Origin of the sequence: Mesorhizobium sp. M2A.F.Ca.ET.046.03.2.1 (assembly GCF_003952425.1) — a bacterium.
Taxonomy (GTDB): domain Bacteria; phylum Pseudomonadota; class Alphaproteobacteria; order Rhizobiales; family Rhizobiaceae; genus Mesorhizobium.
Genome location: NZ_CP034449.1, coordinates 3,102,001 through 3,127,458, shown reverse-complemented (window position 1 = coordinate 3,127,458; position 25,458 = coordinate 3,102,001). Strand labels below are relative to the sequence as shown.

Genomic DNA, 25,458 nt, shown 5'->3' with positions numbered 1-25,458 from the left:
CTAGCCACGCTCACAGCGAGAGAGCAAATGAAATGGGAGGATTTCAATGCGCACCACACTGACCTGCGCCGCGCTTTTGCTTGCCCTGGGTTCAGGCCCGGCGCTGGCGCAGTCCGGCGAGATCACCATCTGGAGCTGGAACATCGCCGCTTCGTCGCTGAAGTCGACGGTCGAGGGCTTCAACAAGAAATATCCCGACATCAAGGTCACGGTTCAGGACCTCGGCAACCAGCCGACCTATGACAAGTCGATCGCCGGCTGCGCCGCCGGCGGCGTCGGCCTGCCCGACATCGTCACGATCGAGAACGGCGAGGCCGAGAACTACTGGAGCCAGTTCCCGGACTGCTTCGTCGACCTGCACACGCTGGGCTACACCGCCGAAGACCAGAAGAAATTCCCCGACTTCAAGCGCACCGAGCTCGAGATCGGCGACAAGGCCTATGCCATGCCATGGGATTCCGGCCCGGTCGCCGTCTTCTACCGCCGCGACTTCTACGAGAAGGCAGGCGTCGATCCGGCCTCGATCAAGACCTGGGACGATTTCATCGCCGCCGGCAAGAAGATCCAGGCCGCCAATCCCGGCGTGTCGATGACCAATGCCGATTTCAACGGCGACACCGAATTTTTCCGCATGATCTCCAACGAGCAGGGCTGCGCCTATTTCGCCGAGGACGGCCAGTCGATCACCGTGGCCGAGCCGAAATGCGTCGACGCCATGACCAAGGTCAAGGAGATGAAGGACGCCGGCATCGTGTCGTCGGCCGATTGGTCGACCAAGATCACCAACAACACCGCCGGCACCGTCGCCACCCAGGTCTATGGCGGCTGGTATGAAGGCACGATCCGCACCGAATCGCCGAAGGAAAGCGGCAAATGGGGCGTCTATCTGATGCCGAGCCTGACCGCCGATGGCCCGCGCGCCGCCAATCTCGGCGGGTCGTCGCTGGCCATCACATCGGCCTCGAAGAACAAGGAAGCGGCCTACGCCTATCTGAAATACACGCTGGGGACCAACGACGGCCAGATCACCATGCTGAAGGATTTCGGCCTCGTGCCGTCGCTGGTCTCTGCGCTCGACGATCCCTACGTCGCGCAGGGCCAGGAATATTGGGGCGGCCAGGCGGTCTGGAAAGATATCCTCTCCACGCTGCCCAAGGTGGTGCCGAGCCGCGGCACCCAGTTCCAGAGCGACGCCGAGATCATCGTCCGCGCCGTGCAGACCAAATATCTGGCCAACGGCTATCCCGACGCCAAGGCCGCGCTCGACGACGCCGCCAAGCAGATCGCCGCCGCCACCGGCCTGCCGGTGAAGTAAGGCCGCTTTTCCTTCTCCCACAAGTGGAGAAGGGAAAACGAAGAAAGGAGGAAGCCATGCGCACCCAGAACGCCACCGCGTACCGCTTCCTCACGCCTTACCTTTTGATCTTCGCCGTCTTCTGGATCTGGCCGATCATTTCCTCGTTCCTGATCTCCTTCCAGGCGACGCGGACCGTGCCGTGGCGTTTCGCGCCGGCCTTCAACTGGGGCCGCCTGATCGGCGACCCCGCCTTCTACAACGCGCTGAAGAACACACTGCTGATCCTCGTCATCCAGGTGCCGGTGATGATTGCGCTGGCGATCGTCATGGCGGTGCTTCTGAATTCGCCGCTCTTGAAGGCGCGAGGCCTCTATCGCTTCGCCTTCTTCGCCCCGGTCGTGGTCGGCGAGGTCGCCTATTCGGCCGTCTTTCGCCTGATGTTCAGCCTCGATTTCGGCATCGTCAACAAGCTGCTCAACAGCGTCGGCCTGCCCAAAGTCGATTGGTTCTCCAACGTCACGCCGGCCATGGCGCTGATCATGATCGCGGTGACCTGGCGCTGGGCCGGCTACAACGCCATCATCATCCTCGCCGGCCTGCAGTCCATTCCGGAGGACCTCTACGAGGCGGCGACGCTCGACCGCGTCAGCAAGGTGAAGCAGTTCTTCCACATAACCTTGCCGCTCTTGAAGCCCGTCATTGTCTTTTGCGCCGTGCTGTCGATCATCGGCACCATGCAGCTCTTCACCGAGCCGTTCCTGATCACCGAGCGTGGCGGCCCCGGCGGTGGCACCGAAACGCTTGGGCTGCTGCTCTACCGCCAAGGTTTTCGGTCGCTCAATTTCGGTTACGCCTCGGCCGTCGCCTACACCATGGCGGGCCTCGCCATCGCCATCACCTTGGTGCAGCTCTGGCTGATGAGGGAGCCGAAATGATCTCGCGCTCGCAGGCAAGGCTCGGCCGCAGCATCCTGCTGCATCTCTTCCTGACGCCGCTGGCGCTGATCTGGCTGTTCCCGCTGTGGATGATGGTGGTGTTCTCGACCATGCCGGACAACGGCATCTTCAGCCCGGGCATCGAGCTTCTGCCGCATGACGGCTTCATCGACAATTTCAACAATCTGCAGCGCGACACCAATTTCGTCGGCGCCATCGGAATCTCGGTCTCGGTGGCCGTGACCTACACCGTGCTTTCGGTACTGCTCACCTCGATGGCCGGCTGGGCGCTGGCACGTTACGAGTTTCACGGCAAGGGCGCGGTGGTGGCGATCATCTTCGGCACCATCACGCTTCCCTACGCGGTGGTGCTCATCCCGCAATTCATCATGGTGGCCCGCGACTTCGCTTTGGCCAACACCTGGATCGCGCTGATCGTCCCGCCGCTGTTCAATTCACTCGGCGTGCTCTTCATGCGCCAGGCTTTCTCGATGATGCCGGCCGAACTGTTCGACGCGGCGCGCGTCGAAGGCGTCAAGGAATGGCGCATCTTCCTGTTCGTGGCGCTGCCCTTGGCCCGCCCGATGCTGGCGGCGCTGGCGATCATCCTCTTCCTCGCCTCGTGGAACAACTATCTCTGGCCGCTGCTGATCAACAGCCAGCCCGGCGCGATGACCGCGCCGGTGGCGCTCGGCACGCTGATCGGCCTGACCAAGGTTTCCTGGGGCGGCATCATGGCCGGCGCCGTGATGCTGACGGTTCCGATGCTCATCGTCTTCGTGCTGTTGCAGCGTCATTTCATCGCCGGCATCGCCGCCGGCGCGGTCAAATAGGAAAGAAGCGCGATGGCCGCCGTCACCCTTACCAATGTCATAAAACGTTTCGGCTCCTTCGAGGTCGTGCACGGCGCCAACATCGACATCGCCGACGGCGAGTTCGTCGTCTTCGTCGGCCCCTCCGGCTGCGGCAAGTCCACGCTGCTCCGGATGATCGCCGGGCTGGAGGACATCAGCGGCGGCGACATCGCCATCGGCGGCAAGGTGATGAACGATGTCGAGGCGGCCGACCGCGGCATCGCCATGGTGTTCCAATCCTACGCGCTCTACCCGCATATGACGGTCGAGCAGAACCTCTCCTTCGGTCTCCGCATGAACGGCAACCCGAAGGCCGACACCGAACGCCGCGTGAAACGCGCCGCCGAGATCCTGCGCATCGACGAATTGATGCAGCGCCGGCCGAAGCAGCTCTCCGGCGGCCAGCGCCAGCGCGTCGCCATCGGCCGCGCCATCGTGCGCGAGCCGCAGGTTTTTCTCTTCGACGAGCCGCTCTCCAACCTCGACGCCGAGCTCAGGGTGCAGATGCGGGTCGAGATCTCGCGCCTGCACAAGGAGCTCGGCGTCACCATGATCTATGTGACGCACGACCAGACCGAGGCGATGACGCTGGCCGATCGCATCGTCGTGCTGAAGGCCGGCAATGTCGAGCAGATCGGCGCGCCGCTCGACCTCTATGACGATCCAGCCAACCGATTCGTAGCCGGCTTCATCGGCTCGCCAAAGATGAATTTCCTCAGCGCCAAAGTCGTCGATACGTCAAACAGCGCCGCGATCGTCGAGCTCGTCAACCATGGCGGCGCCAGGCTGCGCAAGCCGCTCCGCGATGCTTTTCCCGCCATCGGCGCCGAAATCGTGCTCGGCGTCAGGCCGGAGCATTTCTTCGAGGCCGGCGAGGGCGATTGCGACATTCCGGTCAAGGCCGACGTCGCCGAGCATCTTGGTTCCGTGAGCTATGTCTACGCCAACGCCGGGCCCGAGGAGCTGATCGTCGAGCGCGAGGCCTCGCGCCAGCGCGCCGGCGGCGATCATTTCACCGTTTCGATCAAGGCCGAGCGTTCGCTGCTTTTCGACAAATCAGGCGCGAGGATTCGCTGACTTTCTTCCGCCCGACCCCAAGACGAGGCGGCGACCCATGGAGAATTCGACATGACATCTGGAAAAATCCGCTGGGGCATCCTCGGGCCCGGCAGCATCGCGAAATCCTTTGCCGGCGGTGTGGCGCAGTCGCGCACCGGCGAACTGGTCGCGCTCGGCGCCCGCAACCCTGCCAAGCCGGGCCTAGCCGAGACCTTTCCGGGCGCGCGCATCCTCAACGGCTATGAGGCGCTGCTCGCCGACGGCCAGGTCGACGCCGTCTATATTTCGATCCCGCATCCCGGCCATGCCGAATGGGCGATCAAGGCGGCCGAAGCCGGCAAGCATGTGCTGTGCGAAAAACCGCTGGCGCTCACCGCCTTCGAGGCCGACGCCATGATGCATGCGGCGCGCAAGGCCGGCACTTTCCTTGGCGAAGCCTTCATGTATCGGTTGCACCCGCAGACCCGGCAACTGGTCGAGCTGATCAAGTCGGGCGCAATCGGCGAAGTGCGCATGATCAAGTCGAGTTTTGGTTTCGCCATGCCGGGCTTCATGCCCGAGCACCGGCTCTATGCCAACGACCTCGCTGGCGGCGGCATCCTCGATGTCGGCGGCTATCCTGTCTCGATGGCGCGGCTGATCGCCGGCGCCGCCACGGGCCAGCCCTTTGCCGAACCCGACAAGGTCCTGGGCGCGGCCCATCTCGGCCAATCCGGCGTCGATGAATGGGCTTCCGCCTTGCTGCACTTTGCCGGCGGCATCGTCGCCGAAATCTCCTGCAGCATCTCGCTCGACCAGGACAACATCCTGCGCATTTTCGGCGCAAAGGGCCGGATCGAGGTGCCCGATTTCTGGTTTGCCGGCGGCAACCGCGATGTCGGGCCGGGCCGGATCGAGGTGATCCGGTCCGGGGCGGCTCGCGAGGTGATCAGCCTTAACGAGACGCGTCACCTCTATTCCTTCGAGGTCGATGCCGCGGGCGAAGCAATCCAGGCAGGCAGGCAGGAATTCGCCTGGCCGGGCATGTCCTGGGCCGACAGCCTCGGCACGCTGCGCGTCCTCGACAAGTGGCGCGCCGCCGTCGGTCTCGAATACGAGATCGAAAAGCCGGCTAAGCGCCTCAACACCATATCCGGCCGGCCGCTGCGTACCGACGGCACGGCCATCGGCAAGCGCGTCCTTCCTAGCCTGCCGAAACCCGTCTCGCTTCTGGCGCTCGGCTTCGAGGATTTCCGCAGCTTCTCCTCCGGCTCGATCCTGCTCGACGCCTATTTCGAGGCCGGCGGCAATCTGTTCGACACCGGCTTTGTCTATGGCGGCGGCTACACCGAGACGCTGCTCGGGCAGTGGCTTAAGAATCGCGGCGTGCGCGAAAAATCGGTCATCATAGCCAAGGGTGCGCATTCGCCGCTCTGCTATCCCGATGTCATTGCAAAACAGCTGGCCCAGTCGCTCGACCGGCTGCAGACCGATCATGTCGACATCTATTTCATGCATCGCGACAATCCGGATGTGCCGGTCGGCGAATTCGTCGACGCCATGGACGCCGAGGCCAGGGCCGGCCGCATCCGCGGCCTGTTCGGCGGCTCCAACTGGACGATGGAGCGCATGGACGAGGCGATTGCCTATGCCAAGAAGAACGGCAGGCAGAAGCCCGGCGCGCTCTCCAACAATTTCTCGCTGGCTGAAATGCTGGAGCCGATCTGGGCAGGCTGCGTCACCTCCTCGACCGATGCGTGGAAGGCCTGGCTGGCGGCGCGGCAGATGCCGCACTTCGCCTGGTCGAGCCAGGGCCGCGGCTTCTTCACCGACCGCGCCGGCCGCGACCGGACTGACAATGAGGAGCTGGTGCGGGTCTGGTACTCGGAAAGGAATTTCGCCCGCCGCGACCGCGCCATCGAGCTGGCCCGAAAACTCGGCAAGAGCCCGATCCATATCGCGCTGGCCTACGTGCTGGCGCAGCCCTTCCCGTCGGTCCCGCTGATCGGCCCGCGCACGCTGGACGAGCTGGAGGACAGCCTCAGGGCGCTCGATATCAAGCTGACGCCGGAGGATGTGGCCTGGCTGGACGAGGGTGCGGAACGGAGGAGGGCTTAGGGGGAAAATCAGGGGCGTCGCGTTCCTTCGCCCCCCTCTCTGCTCTGCCGGGCATCTCCCCCCTCAAGGGGGGAGATTGGCAGCTTCAGCGCCGGCGCTCCCTTTGCAACGTTGGCGATTAGCGAAAGCCGGCGCCACATCTGATCTCCCCCCTTGAGGGGGTTGAGGAGCGGTCCGCACAGCGGACGGGAAGCCAATTGCTTGGCTTTCCGAGCGACGAAAGCCGGCAGGACAGAGAGGGGGCCCCGCGCCAGCATCTCAACAGTTTCACCGATCAACCCGGGTCGACAAGATAATCGACGACGAGGTCCGCTCCACCCCATCCATCGCCCCGATCCGGTCGAGCAGCGCGTCGAGGTCGCGGATCGACGGCGCGTCGACGATGACGATCATGTCGAAATTGCCGCTCACCGAATGCACGGTCGTGACCGGCGGCATCGCTTCAAGGCTCCGCACCACCTTGTCGGCGAGTTTCGGCGTGACGGTGAGCAACACATGCGCCTTGACCAGCCCCTGCTCATAGTCGGGCGACAGCCGGACCCCATAGCCGGCGATGATGCCGCGCTGCTCCAGCCGCTCGATGCGGCTCTGCACCGTCGTGCGCGACACGCCGAGCTGGCGCGCGAGCTCGGCGGTCGAGGCCCGAGCGTTGGCGCGCAGCAAAGTGAGCAGGGCCTGTTCGGCTTGAGTGAGCATTTCGACGAAACCTTTCAGCAGATCGTCCAAAGTTCAGCTTCACATTGTCAGATTCCACGCTTCCTTTCGACAGGCAAGCTGCGATGATTCCTGTGACTCGAAATTTGGCAGGGGAATTGATCATGAAGAACATCGTTGTCGTCGGCGCCGGCAAGATCGGCTCGACCATCGCCGAAATGCTGAGCGCCACGGGCGACTACCGCGTCACGTTGGTCGACCGCTCGGCGGCCCAGCTTGCCGCCGCCGAGCTGCCGGCCGGCGTCGCGACGCAGGAGCTCGACATCGCCACCACGGGCGAACTGGAAAAAATCCTTGCCGGCAAGTTCGCCGTGCTGAGCGCAGCCCCCTTCCACCTCACAACCCGCATCGCCGAGGCGGCCGCCGCCGCCGGTGTGCACTATCTCGACCTCACCGAGGACGTCGTCTCGACCCGCCGCGTCAAGGAACTGGCGCGCAGTGTGAAAAACGCCTTCATCCCGCAATGCGGCCTGGCGCCGGGCTTCATCTCGATCGTCGCCAACGACCTCGCCAGCCGCTTCGACACGCTGGAAAGCGTTCGCATGCGCGTCGGCGCGCTGCCGCAATATCCGTCCAATGCGCTGAACTACAACCTTACCTGGAGCACCGACGGCGTCATCAACGAATATTGCGAGCCCTGCGAGGCGATCGTCGAGGGCGAGCTGATCGAAGTGCCTCCGCTGGAGGAGCGCGAGGAATTCTCGCTCGATGGCGTCACCTATGAGGCCTTCAACACCTCGGGCGGGCTCGGCACTCTGGCCGAGACGCTGAAGGACAAGGTGCGCACGCTGAACTACCGCACCATCCGCTATCCCGGCCACGCCGCGATCATGAAGGCGTTGCTCAACGACCTCGGGCTACGCCACCGCCGCGACGTGCTGAAGGACATCTTTGAAAGCGCCCTGCCGGCGACGCTGCAGGATGTGGTCATCGTCTTCGTCACCGTCTCGGGCCGCCGCAACGGCCGCCTGCTGCAGGAGACCTACGCCAACAAGATCTATTCGCACCGCGTCGGCAACATCGTGCGCAGCGCCATCCAGATCACCACCGCGTCGGGCATCTGCGCCGTGCTCGACATGCTGGCCGACGGCTCGCTCCCGGCCAAGGGTTTCGTGCGCCAGGAAGACATCGCCCTCGACGCCTTCCTCGCCAACCGCTTCGGCCGGGCTTATGCCCAGCACGAGATGGTGAGCCGGCTGGCGGGGTGAGTCTCCCACCCTCCCCCTTGTGGGGAGGGTCGGCGCGCAGCGCCGGGGAGGGGGCAGCGCCCTACGAGAACCCCCACCCCGCTCCGCTTCGCGGATCGACCCTCCCCACAAGGGGGAGGGTAAGGAGCTCAAATATGCAGCGCGTGGCCCAGCGCCTTCAGCGCCGCTTCCTGGAAACCTTCGCCTTGCGTCGGATGCGCGTGGATCGTGCCGGCGATATCCTCCAGCCGCGCGCCCATCTCCAGCGCCAGGCCGAAGGCCGCCGACAGTTCGGACACGCCTTGCCCGACCGCCTGAATGCCGAGCACCAGATGATTGTCGGCGCGCGCCACGACCCGCACGAAACCGTCCTCGCCCTGTTTCGTCATCGCCCGGCCGTTGGCGGCGAAGGGGAACTGGCCGATCTTGACCTCGCCGGCGAACGCTTTCGCCTCTTCCGGTGACAGGCCCGCGGTGACCAGCTCCGGATCGGTGAAGCAGATCGCGGGAATGGCGCGCTTGTCCCAGCTTCTCTTGTGGCCGGCGACGATCTCGGCCACCATCTCGCCCTGCGCCATCGCCCGATGCGCCAGCATCGGCTCGCCGGTGACGTCGCCGATGGCAAAGATGCCGCGCATCGAGCTGCGGCACTGGTCGTCGATGCGGATGAATTTTCCCGTCCTGTCGAGGTCGATCTGCTCAAGACCCCACCCCTCGGTGAGCGGCTTGCGCCCGACCGTGACCAAAATCCTGTCGGCAGCGATCTTGGCGCTTTTGCCGTCCGCCGTCTCGGCCAGCAGCGCATCGCCCTTGGTCGACAATCCCTTCGCTTTGGCGCCCGTCATGACCTCGACGCCAAGCTCGCCAAGCCGCTTCAGCACGGGCCGCGTCAGCTCGGCATCATATTGCGCAAGCACGCGCGGCAACGCTTCGACCACCGTGACCTTGGCGCCCATCCTGGCGAAGGCCATGCCGAGCTCGAGCCCGATATAGCCGCCGCCGACGACCGCGAGCTTCTTCGGCACGTCGCTCAGCGCCAGCGCCTCGGTGGACGAAATCACAGGTCCCCCGAAAGGCAGGAACGGCAGCTCGACCGGCGCCGAGCCGTTGGCGATCACCACCGTTTCGGCGCGGATGACCTGCGTGCCGGTCTCGGTTTCGACCTCGACCGTCTTTCCATCGCGGAACGTCGCCCAGCCCTGCACCGTCTTCACCTTGGCCTTCTTCAACAACCCGGCCACGCCGCTGTTGAGCCGGCTAACGATACCGTCCTTCCAGGCGACGGTTCTTGCGAGGTCCAGCGTCGGCGCGGCGACCTTGATGCCGAGCGGATCCTTGCCGGAGGCCATATGCGCGATCTTCTCGAACTCCTCCGCGGCATGGATCAGCGCCTTGGACGGGATGCAGCCGACATTGAGGCAGGTGCCGCCGGGCTTCGCAACTTCGACGATCACCGTATCGACGCCGAGTTGTCCGGCGCGGATGGCGCAGACATAACCGCCCGGACCGGCGCCGATGACCAGCAGCTTGCAGGAGATTTCTTTCATGGGCTTACGCTCTTCTTGATGGCGAACGTCGCGGCGCGCCTCCCCTTCTCCCCTTGTGGGAGAAGGTGGATCGGCGCGCCAGCGCCGAGACGGATGAGGGGTGTTCCAGCGGAGTGAGGCGCTGGCTTTCCCTGGAGACCCCCTCATCCGGCCGCTTCGCGGCCACCTTCTCCCCGAGGGGAGAAGAGGACAGCGGAGTCGCCGGCGACCACCTCTCCCCTCGGGGAGAGGTCGGATTGCCCCGCATTGCCCTTCGCAATTCGGCTGGCAATCCGGGTGAGGGGGTCTTTGCGACCGTGGTCATTTTCAATCCACGAAAATCAGCGCCGGCGTCTCGAGCAGCGCCTTGATGCGCTGCACGAACACCGCGGCATCCCAGCCGTCGATGACGCGGTGGTCGAAGCTGGACGACAGGTTCATCATCTTGCGCGGAATGAACTGGGTGCCGTCCCAGACCGGCCGCACCATGATCTTGTTGACGCCGACGATCGCCACTTCCGGATGGTTGATGACCGGCGTCGTCGCCACGCCGCCCATGGCGCCGAGCGAGGTGATGGTGATGGTCGAGCCGGACAGCTCCTCGCGGCTCGCCGTGCCGGCCTTGGCCGCATCGGCCAGCCGGTTGACTTCCGCAGCGCTGTCCCACAGGTCACGCGCCTCCGCATGTTTCACCACCGGCACTACCAGCCCGTTCGGCGTCTGCGCGGCGATGCCGATATGAATGCCCTCATGCTGGTGTATGATCCCGGCCTCGTCATCGAACAGTGAATTGAGGTTGGGCTGCTCGGCGATCGCCTTGACCATCGCCCGTATCAGGAAGGGCAGCAGCGTCAGCTTCGGGCGATCGGCGCGCTTCTCCTTGTTCAGCGTCGCGCGCAGTTCCTCCAAGGCCGTGACGTCGATCTCCTCGACATAGGTGATGTGCGGGATGCGCGATTTCGCCAGCGACATCTTTTCGGCGATCTTGCGCCTGAGCCCGACGACCTTGATGTCCTCGACGCCGTCCTTGCGCGCAAGGCCGGTGGCGCGCGCAACCTGCGGGCCGCGTGCCACAAACGCGTCAATGTCTTCATGGCTGATGCGCCCGGCCGGACCGCTGCCCGGAACCTGGCGCAGATCGATGCCGGCTTCCTTCGCTCGCAGCCGCACGGCCGGCGAGGCCAGCGGCTTCTCGCCTTCCGCGCGCGGCGCGCCGGAAACGGCAGCAGGGCGCGCGGCCTTCGGCGCTGCGGCTGGCGAAACCTTAGCCGGCGGATCGGCTGGCTTTGGTGCCGCTTTCGGCATGGCCGGTGCCGGCGCTGGTTTTGGCTCGGCCGACGCAGCGGGCGCCTTCTCTTCCGGCACGGCCTGGGCGGCCGCCTTCACATTGCCTTCGCCGGCTACCTTCAGCCGCACGATCGGCGAGCCGATTGCCACCGTGTCGCCGATCTCGGCGCCGAGCCAGAGGATCTCGCCGTCAACCGGTGACGGGATTTCGACGGTTGCCTTGTCGGTCATGACGGCGGCCAGAACCGTGTCCTCGCGCACGAGATCGCCGACCTTGACATGCCACTCGACAAGCTCGGCCTCGGCGACGCCTTCGCCGACATCGGGAAGCTTGATGACGTGCTCACCCATCTCAGGCCTCCCCCTAAGCTTCCAATGTTTCGACGAGCGCGCGCCCGATTCGCGCCGGGCCGGGGAAATAGTCCCATTCCTGCGCGTGCGGATAGGGCGTATCCCAGCCGGCGACGCGCGCCACAGGGGCTTCCAAATGGTAGAAGCAGTTCTCCTGCACCAGCGAGACCAGCTCTGCGCCGAAGCCGGAAGTCAGCGTCGCTTCATGCACGACGACACAGCGTCCGGTCTTCGTCACCGAGGCGACGATCGTATCGAGGTCGAGCGGCAGCAGCGTCCTGAGATCGATCACCTCGGCGTCGATGCCGGTCTCCTCGGCCGCGGCCTGCGCGACATAGACCATCGTGCCATAGGCGAGCACCGTGACCGCCGATCCGGGCCGGCGGATCGCCGCCTTGCCGAGGGGGATCGTGTAGTGGCCCTCGGCAACCTCGCCGAGCTCATGCTTCGACCAGGCCGTCACCGGCTTGTCGTGGTGACCGTCGAACGGCCCGTTATAGAGCCGCTTCGGCTCGAGGAAGATCACCGGGTCGGGATCCTCGATCGCCGCGATCAGCAAGCCCTTGGCGTCATGCGGATTGGACGGCACGATCACCTTCAGGCCGGAGACATGAGTGAACAGCGCTTCCGGGCTCTGGCTGTGCGTCTGGCCGCCGAAGATACCGCCGCCGGTCGGCATACGCACCACGATCGGGCAGGTGAAGTCGCCGTTCGAACGGTACCGCAGCCGCGCTGCCTCCGATACGATCTGGTCGTAGGCCGGATAAACATAGTCGGCAAACTGCACCTCGACACAGGGTTTCAACCCGTAGGCAGCCATGCCGATGGCCGAACCGACGATGCCCGATTCGCTGATCGGGGCGTCGAAGCAGCGGCTCTTGCCGTATTTGGCCTGCAGGCCCTGCGTGGCGCGGAACACGCCGCCGAAGAAGCCGACATCCTCGCCATAGACGATGACTTTGTTGTCGCGGCCCATCGACACGTCCATGGCGTCGCGGATCGCCTCGATCATGGTACGCCTGGGCATGGTCAGACCCCTGCCTGCTGGCGCTGGCGCCTGAGATGCGGAGGCATCTCGGCATAGACGCCCTCGAACATGTCGCGGGTTGACGGCTTGCCGCCGGCATGCAGCGTGCCGTGGCCCTCGGCCTCCTTCTGCGCTGCGATCACCGTTTCGAGGATCTCGGCCTCCGCCTGGGTATGGCGATCCTCGGACCAGACGCCCTTCTGGATGAGGTGGTTCTTCAGCCGGATAACCGGATCGCCGAGCGGCCAGGCGTCGGACTCGGCTTTCGGCCGGTAGGCCGACGGATCGTCGGACGTCGAATGCGCACCGACGCGGTAGGTGACATATTCGACCAGTGTCGGTCCGAGATTGGCGCGCGCCCGTTCGACCGCCCATTTCGCCACGGCGTGCACGGCGAGGTAGTCGTTGCCGTCGACGCGCAGCGAAGGAATGCCGAAGCCGAGGCCGCGCGCGGCGAACGTGCCGGAGCCACCGCGGGCGATACCCTGGAAGGTCGAGATCGCCCACTGATTGTTGACGACATTGAGCACGACAGGAGCCTTGTAGGTCGAGGCGAAAACCAGCGCCGCGTGAAAATCGGACTCCGCCGTCGAGCCGTCGCCTATCCAGGCGGCGGCAATGCGCGAATCGTTGGAGATCGCCGAGGCCATCGCCCAGCCGACCGCCTGGATATATTGCGTCGCCAGATTGCCCGAGATCGAGAAGAAACCGTGCTCCTTAGAGGAGTACATGACCGGCAGCTGGCGACCCTTCAGCGGATCGGCCTCGTTGGAATAGATCTGGTTCATCATCGAAACCATCGGATAGCCGTCGGCGATGAGAAGACCTGCTTGCCGATAGGTCGGGAAATTCATGTCGCCCGGCTGAAGCGCCTTGCGGAATGCGCAGCTCACCGCTTCCTCGCCAAGATGCTGCATGTAGAAGGAGGTCTTGCCCTGGCGCTGCGCCATCTGCATGCGCGCGTCGAAGGTCCGAAGCGTCATCATATGGCGCAGGCCTTCGAGCAATTCCTTATCGCTGAGCAGCCCCGCCCATGGCCCGACGGCCTCGCCGGCGCGGTTCAGCACGCGGATGATGGAGAAAGCCATGTCGCGGATGGTGCGCGGATCGACGTCGATCTCGGGACGCGGCACCGAGCCGGCCTTGGGAATGGTCACATTGGAGAAATCGGGCGTGCCGCCAGGCCGCACCTCTGGCTCGGGCACATGAAAGCGCAACATTCCAGCATCGGCCATGAGCTCACATCCTCCAATGTTGCCGGTGCGATCTTTGCACATCCGCGCCGCCAGACCAGTGCCAATTCGCCGGGTCTGGGCGGGGCCTTCCTCCCCGGCGCCGGCCCCGGCAAGCCGATGCGGCGCGCAGGCTCAAGATGCAGATATGGCGACGAAATTTCTTGTCTATGTTTTCGCGCCCCGCGCAATTTGGCGGAAGTTTGCGGGGCGATTGGAGCCAGAAAAGGTAATTGGGATATGCGCAGCGGCCGAAGCAGCCAATCTCCCCCCTCGTGGGGGAGATGCCCGGCAGGGCAGAGGGGGGCGTGACAGAACGCTATCTTGCGGTCGTCATTCTAGGGCGGAGCAAGGAGCGGAGCGACGCGCGCAGACCCGAGAATCCATGCCGTTACGCCAAGGCGTTGCCGCGGTTACAGAATATTCTGCACCGTTGTGCTCCGCGGTAGAAGTCACGGCATGGATTCTCGGGTCGAGCCCGAGAATGACGAAGAGAGGCCCGCCGCTTCTCCGTTCACTCCGTCCCCGCCTCATGCTAACTCACCCCGCATGGCACAGAAGAAAGGATACGAGGTCGATTCGTGGCTGGCGAGGCCCGATCCCTCCATGGGAATCGTCCTGCTTTACGGTCCCGACCGCGGCCTTGTCGCCGAGCGCGCGAAGACCTTCGCGGCGAAGACCGGACTGCCGCTCGATGATCCGTTCTCGGTGGTCAAGCTCGACGGCGCGGAGGTGGACCGCGACGAGGGCCGGCTGCTCGACGAGGCTCGCACCGTGCCGATGTTTTCCGACCGGCGGCTGCTTTGGGTGCGCAACGCCAGCGGCCAGAAGGCGCTGGCCGACGACATCAAGGCGCTGACCACCGAGCCCGCCCGCGACGCCGTCATTCTGATCGAGGCGGGCGACCTGAAGAAGGGCACGGGCCTCAGGGCTATCGTCGAGGCCGCCGGCAACGCCATCGCCTTGCCCTGCTATGCCGATGAAGCCCGCGACCTGGATTCGGTGATCGACGACGAATTGCGCAAGGCCGGCATGTCGATGACATTGGACGCGAGGCAGGCGCTGCGACGCAATCTCGGCGGCGACCGCCTCGCCTCGCGCGGCGAGATCGAGAAGCTGGTTCTTTACGCGCACGGCCGCAAGGAGATCGGCATCGAGGACATCAACGCGCTGTCAGGCGACGTCTCCGGCGCTTCCTTCGATGCCGCGGTCGATGCCATGCTGGACGGCAAGGTCGGCGATTTCGACATCGCCTTCACCCGTCACTGCCAGTCCGGCGGCCATCCGTTCCTGGTGCTGTCCTCGGCGATGCGGCAATTGCAGGCGATCCAGGTGATGCGCGGCCAGATGGAGAGCGGCGGCCGCAACGCCGCCTCGGTCGTTGCCGGCGCCCGTCCGCCCGTCTTCTTCTCGCGCCGCAAGCTGGTGGAAAAGACGCTGGAGCGCTGGAACGTCGAGGCGCTCGGTCGGGCGCTCAGCCGGCTGCAGACGGCCGTGCTGCAGACGCGCAAGCGGCCGGACCTGTCGGAGGCCTTGGCCAGGCAGGCGCTGCTCGGCATCGCGATCGAAAGCGCGAGATTGGGGCAGAGGTAGGCGATTAGCCGATCTCCCGCTTGTGGGGGAAATGTCCGACAGGACAGAGGGGGGCGCTGTCCCGCCAGCGTATCAGCCAACCGCAGCGGCACTCACGGCGTTTATGATGACGTCAGACTATCTTTGCCAGAGAGCCGCCTTCAGTCAGTTCATCGTCATCGTGTCCATCGGCTGGAAAGTTGGCAGCGCCTGCGGAAGGATCAGCACCGCCGCGCCATAAAGAAGCAGGGCCACGCCCGACACCTTCGCAATCCGCTCTCCATACGGGAATGTTTTCTCCGCAAAGACCAGCAGCGTGACCACGGCCATTGCGGCGAGGTTCATGATCCCGAGCGGAAACAGAGCGAGAAACAACAGCCAGCAGCAGCCCAGGCAAAAGAGCCCATGCCGCAGGCCCATGCGCACCGCGCCTAACCGCCCATCGCGCCATGAGGTCAGGATGAAACCGATCGGTGAGCGGCATTTGGCGAGGCACAGGTCTTTCAACAGCGAGAGCTGATAGGCGCCCGCCAACATCAGCAGCGCGCCGTCGATCCGCGCGTCCGTCGCTGCGGACAATCCCACACGCCCGGCAAGCATCTCCGCGCCCGCCGCGCCGGCAAAAGCCAAAACGCCCGTCGCCGCCCAGACCAGCATGTAGCCGGCTACGAACACCCAGGTCGACACAAAGGCCTGGCCACGGCCCCGCTTGCCTCTCTGCACCTGGTGAAAGGTCAGAATCATCGGCGCCGCCGCCGGAAACATCATGGCGATCATCATGATCAGCCAGACGGTAAGAAACAGCGCGGCCGTCATGCCCATGCTGGGAGAGTCCATGCGCATGTCGGCATCCATGCCCATCTGATGCCAGGCAAGCAGCGCCCACCACGCCGCCGCGGCCGCGGCGATCAGCAACGCGAGTATGATGTTTCGCTGCAGGGTCAGCGGCATGAGCGGGCCGTTCTGCTGCCAGGCGCCAGAGCAATTCCAGGAAAAGTGTGAGCGGTTTTCCGCCCGGAATTGCGTAAAAACAAAGGATAGCGGATCGCCGTTTCCGTGAAACGGTGAAACGCTCTAGAGCTGGCCGGACCAGTTGATCGGCGCGTAATGCCCGTTGCAGCGGGAATTGTCCCAGCTCATGCCATGGTCGCTGAAGGTGCTGCCTGCGCCCCCCATCGCCAGACCGAGCCAGTCGGGATTGACGGGATGGCCGGTAGCCGCCCACATCTCGCCGTCCTCGCGCATGGTCGGCAACGGTTCGACGGCCAGCTCAGCCACCCCGGCAATCGCCGCCGACCGCTTCTTGCCGTCGATCTTGTAGTCGATCGGCACCTTCTTGGCTCCGAGGTTGGTGCTGATCATCGGCGCGAAGGCAGCCATCGGACCACCCGCGGCGCCGGTGAAGATCGCGCCCAGCGCTTCCGTCTGCTGGTCATCGGCCCGACCGTCGATATAGGCGGCGGCCGTCCAATTGCCTTCCGCCATCGGGCCTGGCGTGTGCGCAACCATCGCGACGTTGAGCCCGTCCAGTCGAACGTCGCCGTAATTGCCCTTGTCGATGTGAAAGACCAGACCGACGTCGCAAACGCCTTTGGTCGGCTTCGACGTCAGCTGCGCGTTGGTGGACATCAGACAGGGACACACGACATCGCAGCTGCAATTTTCAAAATAGCTTCCGGACAATTGCCAACTGACCGCCATTTGCACCTCCCGTTTGCGTCAGGCGCGTCGGCATATCGCTTTGGCGAGCAGTGCCGTTTCACGATGTCGGAACGGCAGGTAGCCCTCGCCGCGAATGATCGGCACGCCAGGGCATAGTTAAGTTCGAGCTAATAGAGGGTACGCCGTTGCCTTGGGGTGTCAAGCCAAGCGGCAGGCAATGCGAGCTTCAGCCCAGATATCAACCACGTCCGTGATTGGCGAAAGCCGAGGCGGTGACTGATCTCCCCCCTCGTGGGGGAGATGTCCGGCAGGACAGAGGGGCGCTGTCCCGCCAGCGTATCGGCTTTTGGCGTCGACCTCCCAAGAATCCTGGCCTTGGCGGAGGCGCATTGGCACTGAATTCTGTCGACGCTACAATGATTTAATGTCAATCCATGTCGTTCGGTCGTTGTTGCGCTCATGAGATGATGGCGTTCCTTCGCGCCCCCCTCTGCCCTGCCGGGCATCTCCCCCACAATGGGGGAGATCAGCTGTCCCCGCCGCCTTGGCCAGCCAAAACAAAAAAGGGCCGGCGCATCGCCAGCCCACTATTGTTATCACCGATATATCAGTCGTATCCAACCTTAAGGCAAAATCTCAAATCACGGCAAATACCGTTGCGCCGCAGCCGCCTACCGTTCGTCCTTCAGCCGTCGGCACAACTCGTCGAGCTGCTCCAGCGAGCGGTAATCGACGCGCAGCGTGCCGCCCTTGCCCTTGTGCTCGATGCTCACGATCATGCCGATCGTGTCGGTCATCAGCTTCTCCAGCGCCAGCGTGTCGGGATCCTTTTCGGGCGCGCTTGTCGCGGACTTCGCCTTGGCCGGTGTCGGACCGGCGGGCGTCTGCGCCAGCGCTTCGGCCTGGCGCACCGAAAGCCCCTCCTTGACGATGCGCTTGGCAAGCCCGGCGGGATCCTCGGCAGTCACCAGCGTACGTGCATGGCCGGCGGACAGATCACCGTCGACCAGCATCGAGTGGATCACGGGAGGCAGCTTCAGCAGACGCAGCGTGTTGGCGACATGGCTGCGGCTCTTGCCGATCACCTGGCCGAGATCGGCCTGGGTATAGCCATGCTCGTCGATGAGCTGCTGATAGCCTTGCGCCTCCTCGACAGGATTGAGGTCGGCGCGCTGCACGTTCTCGATGATCGCCAGCTCCAGCGCCGTGCGATCGTTGACGTCGCGCACGATGACCGGGATTTCGGTGAGCCCGGCGCGCTGCGCCGCCCGCCAGCGCCGCTCGCCGGCGATGATCTCGTAGCGGCCGGGCTGAGAGGGCGAGGGGCGCGCCACCACCGGCTGCACCACGCCATGCTCGCGAATCGACTGGGCAAGGTCGGTGAGCTCGGCATCGCCGAAATGCCGGCGCGGGTTCTTCGGGTTCGGGCTGACGAATTCGATCGGCACCTTGCCGTCAGCCGCCACCGTCGCACTCGGCTTTTCCCGCGCCGCCGGACGGTCGATTTCGCCGATAAGCGCAGCGAGGCCACGGCCCAGTCTTTTTCTCGATTGGTCTTCGGTCATTATAATGTCCAGATCGTTTCGGAATCGAATCGGCTGATTAACCACCGCCGCTAGGCCGCTACGGCTCAGGCGGCGCGCAGCTTGCGCTCACGGCGGATCACCTCGGAGGCGAGCTGCAGATAAGCCTGGCTGCCGGAGCATTTCAGGTCATAGAGGATCGCCGGCTTGCCATAGGACGGCGCTTCGGAGACCCGCACATTGCGCGGGATGATCGTCTCATAGACCTTGTCGCCCATATGGGTGCGTACATCCTGCACCACTTGGTTGGCGAGGTTGTTGCGCCCGTCATACATGGTGAGCACGATCCCCTGGATGGTCAGGTCCGGATTGATCGTGCCGCGCACCTGCTCGACCGTTTCCAGCAACTGGCTGAGACCCTCCAGCGCGAAGAACTCACATTGCAGCGGCACGAGAACGGAATCGGCTGCCGCCATTGAATTCAAAGTCAAAAGATTGAGCGAGGGCGGACAATCGATCAGCACATAGCCGAACGGCGCCGAACGCTCTGCCGCGGCGCGCAGAGCATTGCGGAGCCTGAGCACACGGTCGGGCGCCGAGGCGATCTCCATCTCGATGCCGAGCAGGTCGAGCGTGGAGGGCACGATCGACAGGCCGGGCACCGCCGTCGGCACGGCGGCCGCTTCCAGCTCGAGCTCGCCGGTCAGCACATCATAGGACGAGACGGTCCGATCCTTGCGGTCGATGCCGAGCCCGGTGCTGGCATTGCCCTGCGGATCGAGATCGACGATCAGCACGCGCTCGCCGATCGCGGCCAGGGCCGTCGCCAGATTGATGGCCGTCGTTGTCTTGCCGACGCCGCCCTTCTGGTTGGCAACAGTGATGATACGCGGTGCTTTGCTCATGGGCCTATGCCAGTAATTCATTGCTGTTTCGCCGGACGCAAGTCGCTGATTTCGAGGATGACGCCATGGGGGTCGGTCATGCTCGAATGTTCTACCAGATCGAAGGTCCAGCGGTGAGTGCTTTCTTCCACTTCGGCCCGGTAATCCCGGCCTTTATGGAAAAGCGCGCGCGCCCCTTTAATCAGCCAGGGTGCTGCCAGATCGAGCAGGTCCGGGAGCGCCGCCAGCGCCCGCGCCGTGACGATTTCCGGTGCGGAAACAAGCGCATAGCTGTCGTCGATGCGCTTCGCCAGAACCCGCGCCGGCAAATCGAACTGTCCGACGACCGATTGCAGGAACGACGCCTTCTTGCGGTTGCTCTCGACAAGATCGATCGATGCGCCGGGACGTCCTTTGAGCAGGAAGCCGAGCACCAATCCGGGAAACCCACCGCCTGAGCCAAGATCGACCCAGCGCGTTGCGGCGGGCGCGATTCGCGCAAGCTGGGCACTGTCCAGAATATGCCGGCGCCAGATATCGTCCAGCGTCGATGGTGCCGCCAGATTAATGCTGCGGTTCCATTTCAGGAACAGCTGTTCGAAAGCCCGAAGCCGCTCGAATGTTTCACGTGAAACCGGACCCGCTGCCTTCTGCAGGTCCGCCCAGGCATCCGCGCTCACGCCACGGACCTTCGCGCGCCAAGCTCGGCATTGCGGACGTGCGCGACAATGATGGCAAGCGCCGCCGGCGTCATGCCTTCCATCCGTTGCGCGTCGGCAATCGAACGCGGCTGGCGCGTCTTCATCTTCTGCTTCAGCTCGTTCGACAGGCCCGGCACATCCGAGAAGTCGATGCCCTCAGGGATGAGCCGCGATTCCTCATGCCTGATCTGTGCAACATCCGCCTGCTGGCGATCGAGGTAAACCGAATATTTCGCTTCCGTTTCAAGCCGCTCGGCCGTCTTGGCGTCAAGCGCGGCAAAGCGCGGTTCGACGCCGGCGAGCCAGGCCATGTCGACGCCCGGATGCGCCAAGAGGTCGTAAGCCGAGCGGCGCACGCCGTCTTTGTTGATCTCCAGCCCGATCCGCGCCGCCTCTTTCGGCGTCCAGGCCACCGACTTCGCCAAGACACGGGCTTCGTCGAGCTTCCGGACAATCCCGCCGAAGCGCTGCAGCCGTTCCGACGACGCGATGCCGAGCTTTTCACCCAGCGGCGTCAGCCGCTCGTCTGCATTGTCGGCGCGCAGCGAAAGCCGGAACTCGGCACGCGAGGTGAACATCCGATAGGGCTCTGCGATACCGCGGCTGGTGAGGTCATCGACCATCACGCCGATATAGGCTTCGGTTCGGCTGAGCACGAATTCGTCACCGCCGGCGGCCTTGCGCGCCGCGTTGATGCCGGCGAGCAGGCCTTGCGCGCCGGCTTCTTCATAACCGGTGGTGCCGTTGATCTGCCCGGCAAGGAACAGGCCAGTGACGCGCATCGTCTCTAGCGTAGCCTTCAGCTCGCGCGGGTCGACATGGTCGTATTCGATCGCATAGCCCGGCTGCAGCATCGTCGCCTTCTCCAGCCCGGGAATGGTCTTCAGGATCTCGAGCTGAACGTCCTCCGGCAGCGAGGTCGAAATGCCGTTCGGATAGACGGTGTCGTCATCGAGACCTTCCGGCTCCAGGAAGATCTGATGGCCCTCGCGGTCACCGAACTTGACGATCTTATCCTCGATCGACGGGCAATAGCGCGGGCCGACGCCTTCGATCGAGCCGGAATACATGGCCGAGCGGCCGAGATTGGCGCGGATCAGCTCATGCGTTGCCGGCATGGTGCGGGTGATGCCGCAATGGATCTGCGGGTTGGCGATAGCGTCCGTCATCAGTGAGAACGGCACCGGATCTTCGTCTGCGGCCTGGCTTTCCAGCGAGGCCCAGTCGATGGTGCGGCCGTCGAGGCGAGGGGGCGTTCCGGTCTTCAGGCGCCCGAGCTGGAAACCCGCGCGCGCCATCGTCGCCGACAGGCCGTGGCTCGCTTGCTCGTTCATGCGGCCGGCGACGATCTTCTTCTCGCCGATATGGATCAGGCCGCGCAGAAAGGTGCCGGTGGTCAGCACCACGGCGCCGCAAGCCAACCGGCGGTCACCCGAAATCTGAACGGCAGCGATTCGACCGTCCGTGATTTCGAAGTCGAGAGCCTCGCCTTCGATCACGTCGAGATTGTTCTGCTGCCGAATCGCTTCCTGCATCGCCAGCCGATAGAGCTTGCGGTCGGCCTGGGTGCGCGGGCCGCGCACGGCCGGCCCCTTGCGGCGATTGAGCAGGCGGAACTGGATGCCGGCGGCGTCGGCGATGCGGCCCATCAACCCATCCATGGCGTCGATCTCGCGCACGAGATGGCCCTTGCCGAGACCTCCGATCGCGGGATTGCAGGACATGACGCCGATCGTATCGAAGCGAAGCGTCACCAGCGCGGTCCTGGCGCCGGCGCGCGCGGCAGCACTCGCCGCCTCGCATCCGGCATGGCCGCCGCCCACCACCACCACATCATAGTGATCGGTCATTTTTCCAAAAATCCGCTTTCAGAGATGGACAGACACATGTCCCTGCCACCTCGCGCTGTCAAGGAGGAAGACCGGACCCGTTTCACGTGAAACATTAATCCGGCCCAATTGCGTAGCGTTTCACGTGAGTCACTGCCGGACAGAGGCCGCTCCGTGTTTCACGTGAATCATTTACCAATGCAGAACTGCGAAAAGATGACGTCGAGCAGATCCTCTACATCGACGGCACCGACGATCCGCCCGAGGCGCTCCGCCGCCAACCGCAATTCCTCGGCGCGCAGCTCCTGGCTGTGCCCTGACAGCGCCGCCCTCAGGAAATCCATCGCCTCTTGCAGCAGCTCGACATGCCGCATTCTGGAGGGCAGGACGTCACCGGCCTCGCCAACCGCGGCGGCGGCGCGGCTTCCGATCTCACCGAGAAGGCGCCCCAGTCCGCTGCCGTCCCTGGAAGAAATCACCAGGTCGTAGGCACCGGCGCCGACATCGGCGACGTCCGACTTCGTGCCGATTCTCAGCAACGGAGCCCCAGCCGAGACTTCCCCGACAGGCGCCGGATTGGCCATATCCTCCAACAGCAGAACAAGATCCGCCACATCAGCTTTGGCCCGTGCTCTTTCGATGCCGATCGCTTCCACCTTGCCCACGGCGTCGCGCAGCCCGGCGGTATCGACAAGCCGCACCTTCAGCCCGTTGAGGTCCATGACGACCTCGAGCAGATCGCGGGTCGTGCCAGGCTCGTCAGTGACGATCGCCGCTTCACGCCGCGCCAAGGCGTTGAACAGGGAGGATTTGCCGGCATTCGGCGCGCCGAGGATCACGACCTCAAAACCGTCACGGATGATCTCCGCGGCCTTGAACCCCTCGACGTGCCATTCGATCTCGCCGATCATCGCTGTCACGTCTGACCAGATCGCCTCCGAAACGGAGCCAGGCACATCCTCCTCGTCGGCGAAGTCGATCTCCGCCTCGATCATCGCACGCGCGTGGATCAGCCGGCGCCGCCAGCTCAAATAGAGTTCACTCTGCGCGCCTTCCGCATTGCTGAGGGCGAACCGGCGCTGCGCCTCGGTTTCTGCATTGACCAGGTCGGCCAGGGCCTCCGTCTCGACCAGATCCAGCCTGCCGTTGAGAAAGGCACGCCTGGTGAACTCCCCGGGCTCGGCATGCCTGACGCCTTCGAAGCCGGTGATCGTCTCCAGCATCTTGGCGGCGACCGCGCGGCTGCCATGCACCTGGAACTCGGCGACATCCTCGCCGGTGAAGCTGCCGGGGCCCGGAAAGAACAGCACGAGCCCGTGGTCGATCGTCGAGCCATCCGCCGCCCTGATCGTCCGTAAATTGGTAAACCGATCCTTAACCGGCCCGGCGATCGTTTCGACCACGAATCGAGTCTTCGGCCCGGAAATGCGGATAACCGCGATGCCCGCGGGCAGGCGGCCGCTGGACAGCGCGACGATCGAATCCTTCGAAGCCATTGGCGAAACCATTTGCCGTACCTGCCGAACCGCCTAGATTAAAAGGTAGAGCGTGTCGGCCGCTTCACCTTTCGGCATCACGCTCTGACCTCTGCCTCAAACCACGCCGAGCCGCCCATCGTGACCTTGCCCGCGCGAAACCTGCTTGCCGAAGAAGCCAGCCCCTATCTGCGGCAGCACAGCGACAATCCCGTCCATTGGCGCGGCTGGTCGCCGGCCGCCCTTGCCGAAGCCAGGGAACTCGGCCGGCCGATCCTGCTCTCCATCGGCTACGCCGCCTGCCATTGGTGCCATGTCATGGCGCATGAAAGCTTCGAGAACGACGCCGTCGCGGCCGTCATGAACCGGCTCTACGTGAATATCAAGGTCGATCGCGAGGAGCGGCCGGACATCGACCAGATCTACATGGCTGCGCTCCATGCCATGGGCGAGCAGGGCGGCTGGCCGCTCACCATGTTCCTGACGCCCGACGGCAAGCCGTTCTGGGGCGGAACCTATTTTCCGCGCGAGGCGCGTTACGGGCGGCCGGGCTTCATCCAGGTGCTGGAAGCGGTCGACAAGGCTTGGCGGGAAAAGCAGCAGAGCCTCGCCGAAGGCGCCGACGGGCTGACCGCCCATGTCGAATCCCGGCTTGCCGGGACAAACGGCAAGGCGGTGCTCGACCGCGATACGCTCGCCGATCTCGCCGGCCGCATCGACGGCATGATCGACCACGATCTCGGCGGCTTGAAGGGCGCGCCCAAATTCCCGAATGCGCCCTTTATGCATACGCTTTGGCTGTCCTGGCTGCGCGACGGCCAGGTGGACCACCGCGATGCCGTGCTCACCAGTCTCGAAAAGATGCTTGCCGGCGGCATCTACGATCATGTCGGCGGCGGTCTCAGCCGCTATTCCACCGACGCCGAATGGCTGGTGCCGCATTTCGAAAAAATGCTCTATGACAATGCCCAGCTCATCCGCCTGTGCAACTGGGCCTATGCCGCCACCGGAAAAGACTTGTTCCGGCTGCGAATCGAAGAGACCGTCGCCTGGCTGCTGCGCGAGATGCGTGTCGAAGGCGGCGCCTTCGCCGCCAGCCTCGACGCCGACAGCGACGGCGAGGAGGGGCTCTTTTACACGTGGAGCCGCGACGAGATCGAGGCCGCGCTGGGCGACGACGCCCCGACTTTCTTTCAGTATTTCGAGCTGGCCGCACCGCATGGCTGGGAAGGCAAGCCGATCGTCCGCCAAAGCGAAATGCAGCAAAGCAAAGGCATTGCCGACTCCGCCAATCTTGCGCCTTTGAAAGCGAAGCTGCTGGCTTTCCGCGAACAGCGGGTCAGGCCGGGCCGCGACGGCAAGGTGCTCACCGACTGGAACGGTCTGATGATCGCAGCACTCGCCGAAGCCGGCCGCTCCCTTGGCAGGCGCGACTGGATCGATGCCGCGGCAAAAGCCTTCACCCATATTGTCGAGGCCAGCCAGGACGACCGGCTGCCGCATTCCATGCTCGGCGCGAAGAAGCTTTTCCCGGCACTGTCTAGCGATTACGCAGCCATGACCAACGCCGCGATTGCACTCTTCGAGGCGACCAGCGATCCAACCTATTCGGACCGCGCCAGGCTGTTCATCGGCGAACTCGATCGCTGGCACCTGGATGCGGAAAAGACCGGCTACTGGCTGACGGCTTCGGACAGCGGCGACGTCCCGATCCGCATCCGCGGCGATGTCGACGAAGCAATTCCCTCGGCCACCAGCCAGATCATCGAAGCGCTGGTTCGGTTGTCTTCGCTCACCGGCGACTTCGAACTCTGGGGAAGGGCCTGGGCGACCGCCGAGCACGCCATGGGCCGCGCATCCCAACAGGCTTACGGCCAGGCCGGCATCGTCAATGCCTGTGCCCTGGCGCTCGAGCCGCTGAAGCTTGTCATCATAGATGAGCCAGGGTCTTCAAGCCTTGTTCCGGTTCCGAATCGGAATCCCGACCCGCGCCGGGTCGACATCGTCGTGCCGATCGGTACGGAAGCGAATCGCCCGCTCCTGCCGGGCGGCGTGCTGCCGCCGACGGAGAAGCCAGGCGGCTGGTTCTGCAGCGGGCAGATGTGCCTGCCGGTGGTGACGGATGCGCAGGAGTTGGAGAAGTTGCTGAGGCGATAGCGCCCTTCTCCTTCTCCCCTTGTGGGGTGAGAGGCGGTCCGCGCAGCGGACGAAAAGCCAATTGATTGGCTTTTCGAGCTTCGAACGCC

The 25,458-nt window shown here is 64.4% G+C and carries 20 protein-coding genes; 8 read left to right on the top strand and 12 right to left on the bottom strand.

From position 1 onward, the window contains the following. Nucleotides 1-46: 46 nt before the first annotated feature. From EJ072_RS14960 to EJ072_RS14940, 5 genes are read left to right on the top strand one after another with little or no spacing between them, the layout of a single operon-like run. On the top strand, nucleotides 47-1,315 hold the full coding sequence (locus EJ072_RS14960; RefSeq protein WP_126080373.1) for an ABC transporter substrate-binding protein: 1,269 nt from the start codon (nucleotides 47-49) through the stop codon (nucleotides 1,313-1,315). A gap of 56 nt (nucleotides 1,316-1,371) precedes the next feature. After that, the gene (locus EJ072_RS14955; RefSeq protein WP_126080372.1) at nucleotides 1,372-2,232 is read left to right on the top strand and encodes a sugar ABC transporter permease; all 861 of its coding nucleotides are present in this window, start codon (nucleotides 1,372-1,374) and stop codon (nucleotides 2,230-2,232) included. Then, the gene (locus EJ072_RS14950; RefSeq protein ID WP_126080371.1) at nucleotides 2,229-3,065 is read left to right on the top strand and encodes a carbohydrate ABC transporter permease; all 837 of its coding nucleotides are present in this window, start codon (nucleotides 2,229-2,231) and stop codon (nucleotides 3,063-3,065) included. Before EJ072_RS14955 ends, EJ072_RS14950 begins: the two co-directional genes overlap by 4 nt. A gap of 12 nt (nucleotides 3,066-3,077) precedes the next feature. Continuing rightward, on the top strand, nucleotides 3,078-4,163 hold the full coding sequence (ugpC, locus tag EJ072_RS14945; RefSeq protein ID WP_126080370.1) for a sn-glycerol-3-phosphate ABC transporter ATP-binding protein UgpC: 1,086 nt from the start codon (nucleotides 3,078-3,080) through the stop codon (nucleotides 4,161-4,163). 51 nt (nucleotides 4,164-4,214) lie between these two features. Continuing rightward, the gene (locus EJ072_RS14940; RefSeq protein ID WP_126080369.1) at nucleotides 4,215-6,242 is read left to right on the top strand and encodes an aldo/keto reductase; all 2,028 of its coding nucleotides are present in this window, start codon (nucleotides 4,215-4,217) and stop codon (nucleotides 6,240-6,242) included. Nucleotides 6,243-6,509: 267 nt separating this feature from the next. Here EJ072_RS14940 and EJ072_RS14935 read toward each other — a convergent pair whose 3' ends face one another. After that, nucleotides 6,510-6,938 carry an Lrp/AsnC family transcriptional regulator gene (locus EJ072_RS14935; RefSeq protein ID WP_126083638.1) on the bottom strand — a complete coding sequence of 143 codons (429 nt, stop codon included), beginning with the start codon at nucleotides 6,936-6,938 and terminating at the stop codon, nucleotides 6,510-6,512. An 83-nt stretch (nucleotides 6,939-7,021) separates the two neighbouring features. Between EJ072_RS14935 and EJ072_RS14930 the strand changes: the two genes are divergently transcribed. Continuing rightward, a complete protein-coding gene (locus tag EJ072_RS14930; RefSeq protein WP_281059388.1) occupies nucleotides 7,022-8,164 on the top strand; it encodes a saccharopine dehydrogenase family protein in 1,143 nt (380 codons plus the stop codon). Between the two features lie 128 nt (nucleotides 8,165-8,292). Here the strand turns inward: EJ072_RS14930 and lpdA are convergent, their stop codons facing one another. From lpdA to EJ072_RS14910, 4 genes are all read right to left on the bottom strand, one after another. Then, on the bottom strand, nucleotides 8,293-9,690 hold the full coding sequence (lpdA, locus tag EJ072_RS14925; RefSeq protein WP_126080367.1) for a dihydrolipoyl dehydrogenase: 1,398 nt from the start codon (nucleotides 9,688-9,690) through the stop codon (nucleotides 8,293-8,295). A gap of 306 nt (nucleotides 9,691-9,996) precedes the next feature. Next, nucleotides 9,997-11,307, bottom strand: a complete 1,311-nt coding sequence (locus EJ072_RS14920) for a dihydrolipoamide acetyltransferase family protein (RefSeq protein WP_126080366.1) — start codon at nucleotides 11,305-11,307, stop codon at nucleotides 9,997-9,999. Nucleotides 11,308-11,320: 13 nt separating this feature from the next. Beyond that, a complete protein-coding gene (locus EJ072_RS14915; protein ID WP_126080365.1) occupies nucleotides 11,321-12,334 on the bottom strand; it encodes an alpha-ketoacid dehydrogenase subunit beta in 1,014 nt (337 codons plus the stop codon). A gap of 2 nt (nucleotides 12,335-12,336) precedes the next feature. After that, complete coding sequence (locus EJ072_RS14910; protein ID WP_126080364.1) at nucleotides 12,337-13,569, bottom strand: 3-methyl-2-oxobutanoate dehydrogenase (2-methylpropanoyl-transferring) subunit alpha; 1,233 nt, start codon at nucleotides 13,567-13,569, stop codon at nucleotides 12,337-12,339. A gap of 546 nt (nucleotides 13,570-14,115) precedes the next feature. On the opposite strand from EJ072_RS14910, the gene holA reads away from it, so the two are divergent. After that, nucleotides 14,116-15,159 (top strand): DNA polymerase III subunit delta, encoded by a 1,044-nt coding sequence (gene holA / locus EJ072_RS14905; RefSeq protein ID WP_126080363.1) that lies wholly within the window; start codon nucleotides 14,116-14,118, stop codon nucleotides 15,157-15,159. Between the two features lie 144 nt (nucleotides 15,160-15,303). On the opposite strand, the gene EJ072_RS14900 is transcribed toward holA, so the two are convergent. The 7 genes from EJ072_RS14900 to mnmE all read right to left on the bottom strand — a co-directional run bounded on the left by EJ072_RS14900 (nucleotide 15,304) and on the right by mnmE (nucleotide 23,233). Beyond that, a complete protein-coding gene (locus EJ072_RS14900) occupies nucleotides 15,304-16,089 on the bottom strand; it encodes a DUF2182 domain-containing protein (protein ID WP_126080362.1) in 786 nt (261 codons plus the stop codon). A gap of 123 nt (nucleotides 16,090-16,212) precedes the next feature. Next, entirely contained in the window at nucleotides 16,213-16,839 is a 627-nt protein-coding gene (locus tag EJ072_RS14895; protein ID WP_126080361.1) for a DUF1326 domain-containing protein, read from the bottom strand. A 632-nt stretch (nucleotides 16,840-17,471) separates the two neighbouring features. After that, complete coding sequence (locus tag EJ072_RS14890; RefSeq protein ID WP_126080360.1) at nucleotides 17,472-18,365, bottom strand: ParB/RepB/Spo0J family partition protein; 894 nt, start codon at nucleotides 18,363-18,365, stop codon at nucleotides 17,472-17,474. A gap of 65 nt (nucleotides 18,366-18,430) precedes the next feature. Continuing rightward, nucleotides 18,431-19,228, bottom strand: coding sequence for a ParA family protein (locus tag EJ072_RS14885; protein ID WP_126080359.1), 798 nt, complete (start codon nucleotides 19,226-19,228; stop codon nucleotides 18,431-18,433). Nucleotides 19,229-19,245: 17 nt separating this feature from the next. After that, nucleotides 19,246-19,887 carry a 16S rRNA (guanine(527)-N(7))-methyltransferase RsmG gene (gene rsmG, locus EJ072_RS14880; RefSeq protein WP_126080358.1) on the bottom strand — a complete coding sequence of 214 codons (642 nt, stop codon included), beginning with the start codon at nucleotides 19,885-19,887 and terminating at the stop codon, nucleotides 19,246-19,248. After that, complete coding sequence (gene mnmG, locus EJ072_RS14875) at nucleotides 19,884-21,758, bottom strand: tRNA uridine-5-carboxymethylaminomethyl(34) synthesis enzyme MnmG (RefSeq protein WP_126080357.1); 1,875 nt, start codon at nucleotides 21,756-21,758, stop codon at nucleotides 19,884-19,886. The genes rsmG and mnmG overlap by 4 nt, the downstream gene beginning before the upstream one ends. 167 nt (nucleotides 21,759-21,925) lie before the next feature. Continuing rightward, on the bottom strand, nucleotides 21,926-23,233 hold the full coding sequence (mnmE, locus tag EJ072_RS14870; protein ID WP_126080356.1) for a tRNA uridine-5-carboxymethylaminomethyl(34) synthesis GTPase MnmE: 1,308 nt from the start codon (nucleotides 23,231-23,233) through the stop codon (nucleotides 21,926-21,928). Nucleotides 23,234-23,353: 120 nt separating this feature from the next. Here mnmE and EJ072_RS14865 point away from each other — a divergent pair, with 120 nt between their 5' ends. Continuing rightward, nucleotides 23,354-25,369 (top strand): thioredoxin domain-containing protein, encoded by a 2,016-nt coding sequence (locus tag EJ072_RS14865; protein WP_126080355.1) that lies wholly within the window; start codon nucleotides 23,354-23,356, stop codon nucleotides 25,367-25,369. The last annotated feature ends 89 nt before the right edge of the window (nucleotides 25,370-25,458 follow it).

What these genes read in the sequence shown, in the direction of transcription:
- EJ072_RS14885 (WP_126080359.1), bottom strand. Translation starts at nt 19,228, where the DNA reads ATGAGCAAAGCACCGCGTATCATCACTGTTGCCAACCAGAAGGGCGGC.
- EJ072_RS14940 (WP_126080369.1), top strand. Translation starts at nt 4,215, where the DNA reads ATGACATCTGGAAAAATCCGCTGGGGCATCCTCGGGCCCGGCAGCATC.
- EJ072_RS14950 (WP_126080371.1), top strand. Translation starts at nt 2,229, where the DNA reads ATGATCTCGCGCTCGCAGGCAAGGCTCGGCCGCAGCATCCTGCTGCAT.
- holA (WP_126080363.1), top strand. Translation starts at nt 14,116, where the DNA reads ATGGCACAGAAGAAAGGATACGAGGTCGATTCGTGGCTGGCGAGGCCC.
- ugpC (WP_126080370.1), top strand. Translation starts at nt 3,078, where the DNA reads ATGGCCGCCGTCACCCTTACCAATGTCATAAAACGTTTCGGCTCCTTC.
- EJ072_RS14930 (WP_281059388.1), top strand. Translation starts at nt 7,022, where the DNA reads ATGATTCCTGTGACTCGAAATTTGGCAGGGGAATTGATCATGAAGAAC.
- EJ072_RS14920 (WP_126080366.1), bottom strand. Translation starts at nt 11,307, where the DNA reads ATGGGTGAGCACGTCATCAAGCTTCCCGATGTCGGCGAAGGCGTCGCC.
- EJ072_RS14910 (WP_126080364.1), bottom strand. Translation starts at nt 13,569, where the DNA reads ATGGCCGATGCTGGAATGTTGCGCTTTCATGTGCCCGAGCCAGAGGTG.
- mnmG (WP_126080357.1), bottom strand. Translation starts at nt 21,758, where the DNA reads ATGACCGATCACTATGATGTGGTGGTGGTGGGCGGCGGCCATGCCGGA.
- EJ072_RS14955 (WP_126080372.1), top strand. Translation starts at nt 1,372, where the DNA reads ATGCGCACCCAGAACGCCACCGCGTACCGCTTCCTCACGCCTTACCTT.
- EJ072_RS14915 (WP_126080365.1), bottom strand. Translation starts at nt 12,334, where the DNA reads ATGCCCAGGCGTACCATGATCGAGGCGATCCGCGACGCCATGGACGTG.
- EJ072_RS14900 (WP_126080362.1), bottom strand. Translation starts at nt 16,089, where the DNA reads ATGCCGCTGACCCTGCAGCGAAACATCATACTCGCGTTGCTGATCGCC.
- EJ072_RS14895 (WP_126080361.1), bottom strand. Translation starts at nt 16,839, where the DNA reads ATGGCGGTCAGTTGGCAATTGTCCGGAAGCTATTTTGAAAATTGCAGC.
- EJ072_RS14890 (WP_126080360.1), bottom strand. Translation starts at nt 18,365, where the DNA reads ATGACCGAAGACCAATCGAGAAAAAGACTGGGCCGTGGCCTCGCTGCG.
- mnmE (WP_126080356.1), bottom strand. Translation starts at nt 23,233, where the DNA reads ATGGCTTCGAAGGATTCGATCGTCGCGCTGTCCAGCGGCCGCCTGCCC.
- EJ072_RS14935 (WP_126083638.1), bottom strand. Translation starts at nt 6,938, where the DNA reads ATGCTCACTCAAGCCGAACAGGCCCTGCTCACTTTGCTGCGCGCCAAC.
- lpdA (WP_126080367.1), bottom strand. Translation starts at nt 9,690, where the DNA reads ATGAAAGAAATCTCCTGCAAGCTGCTGGTCATCGGCGCCGGTCCGGGC.
- EJ072_RS14960 (WP_126080373.1), top strand. Translation starts at nt 47, where the DNA reads ATGCGCACCACACTGACCTGCGCCGCGCTTTTGCTTGCCCTGGGTTCA.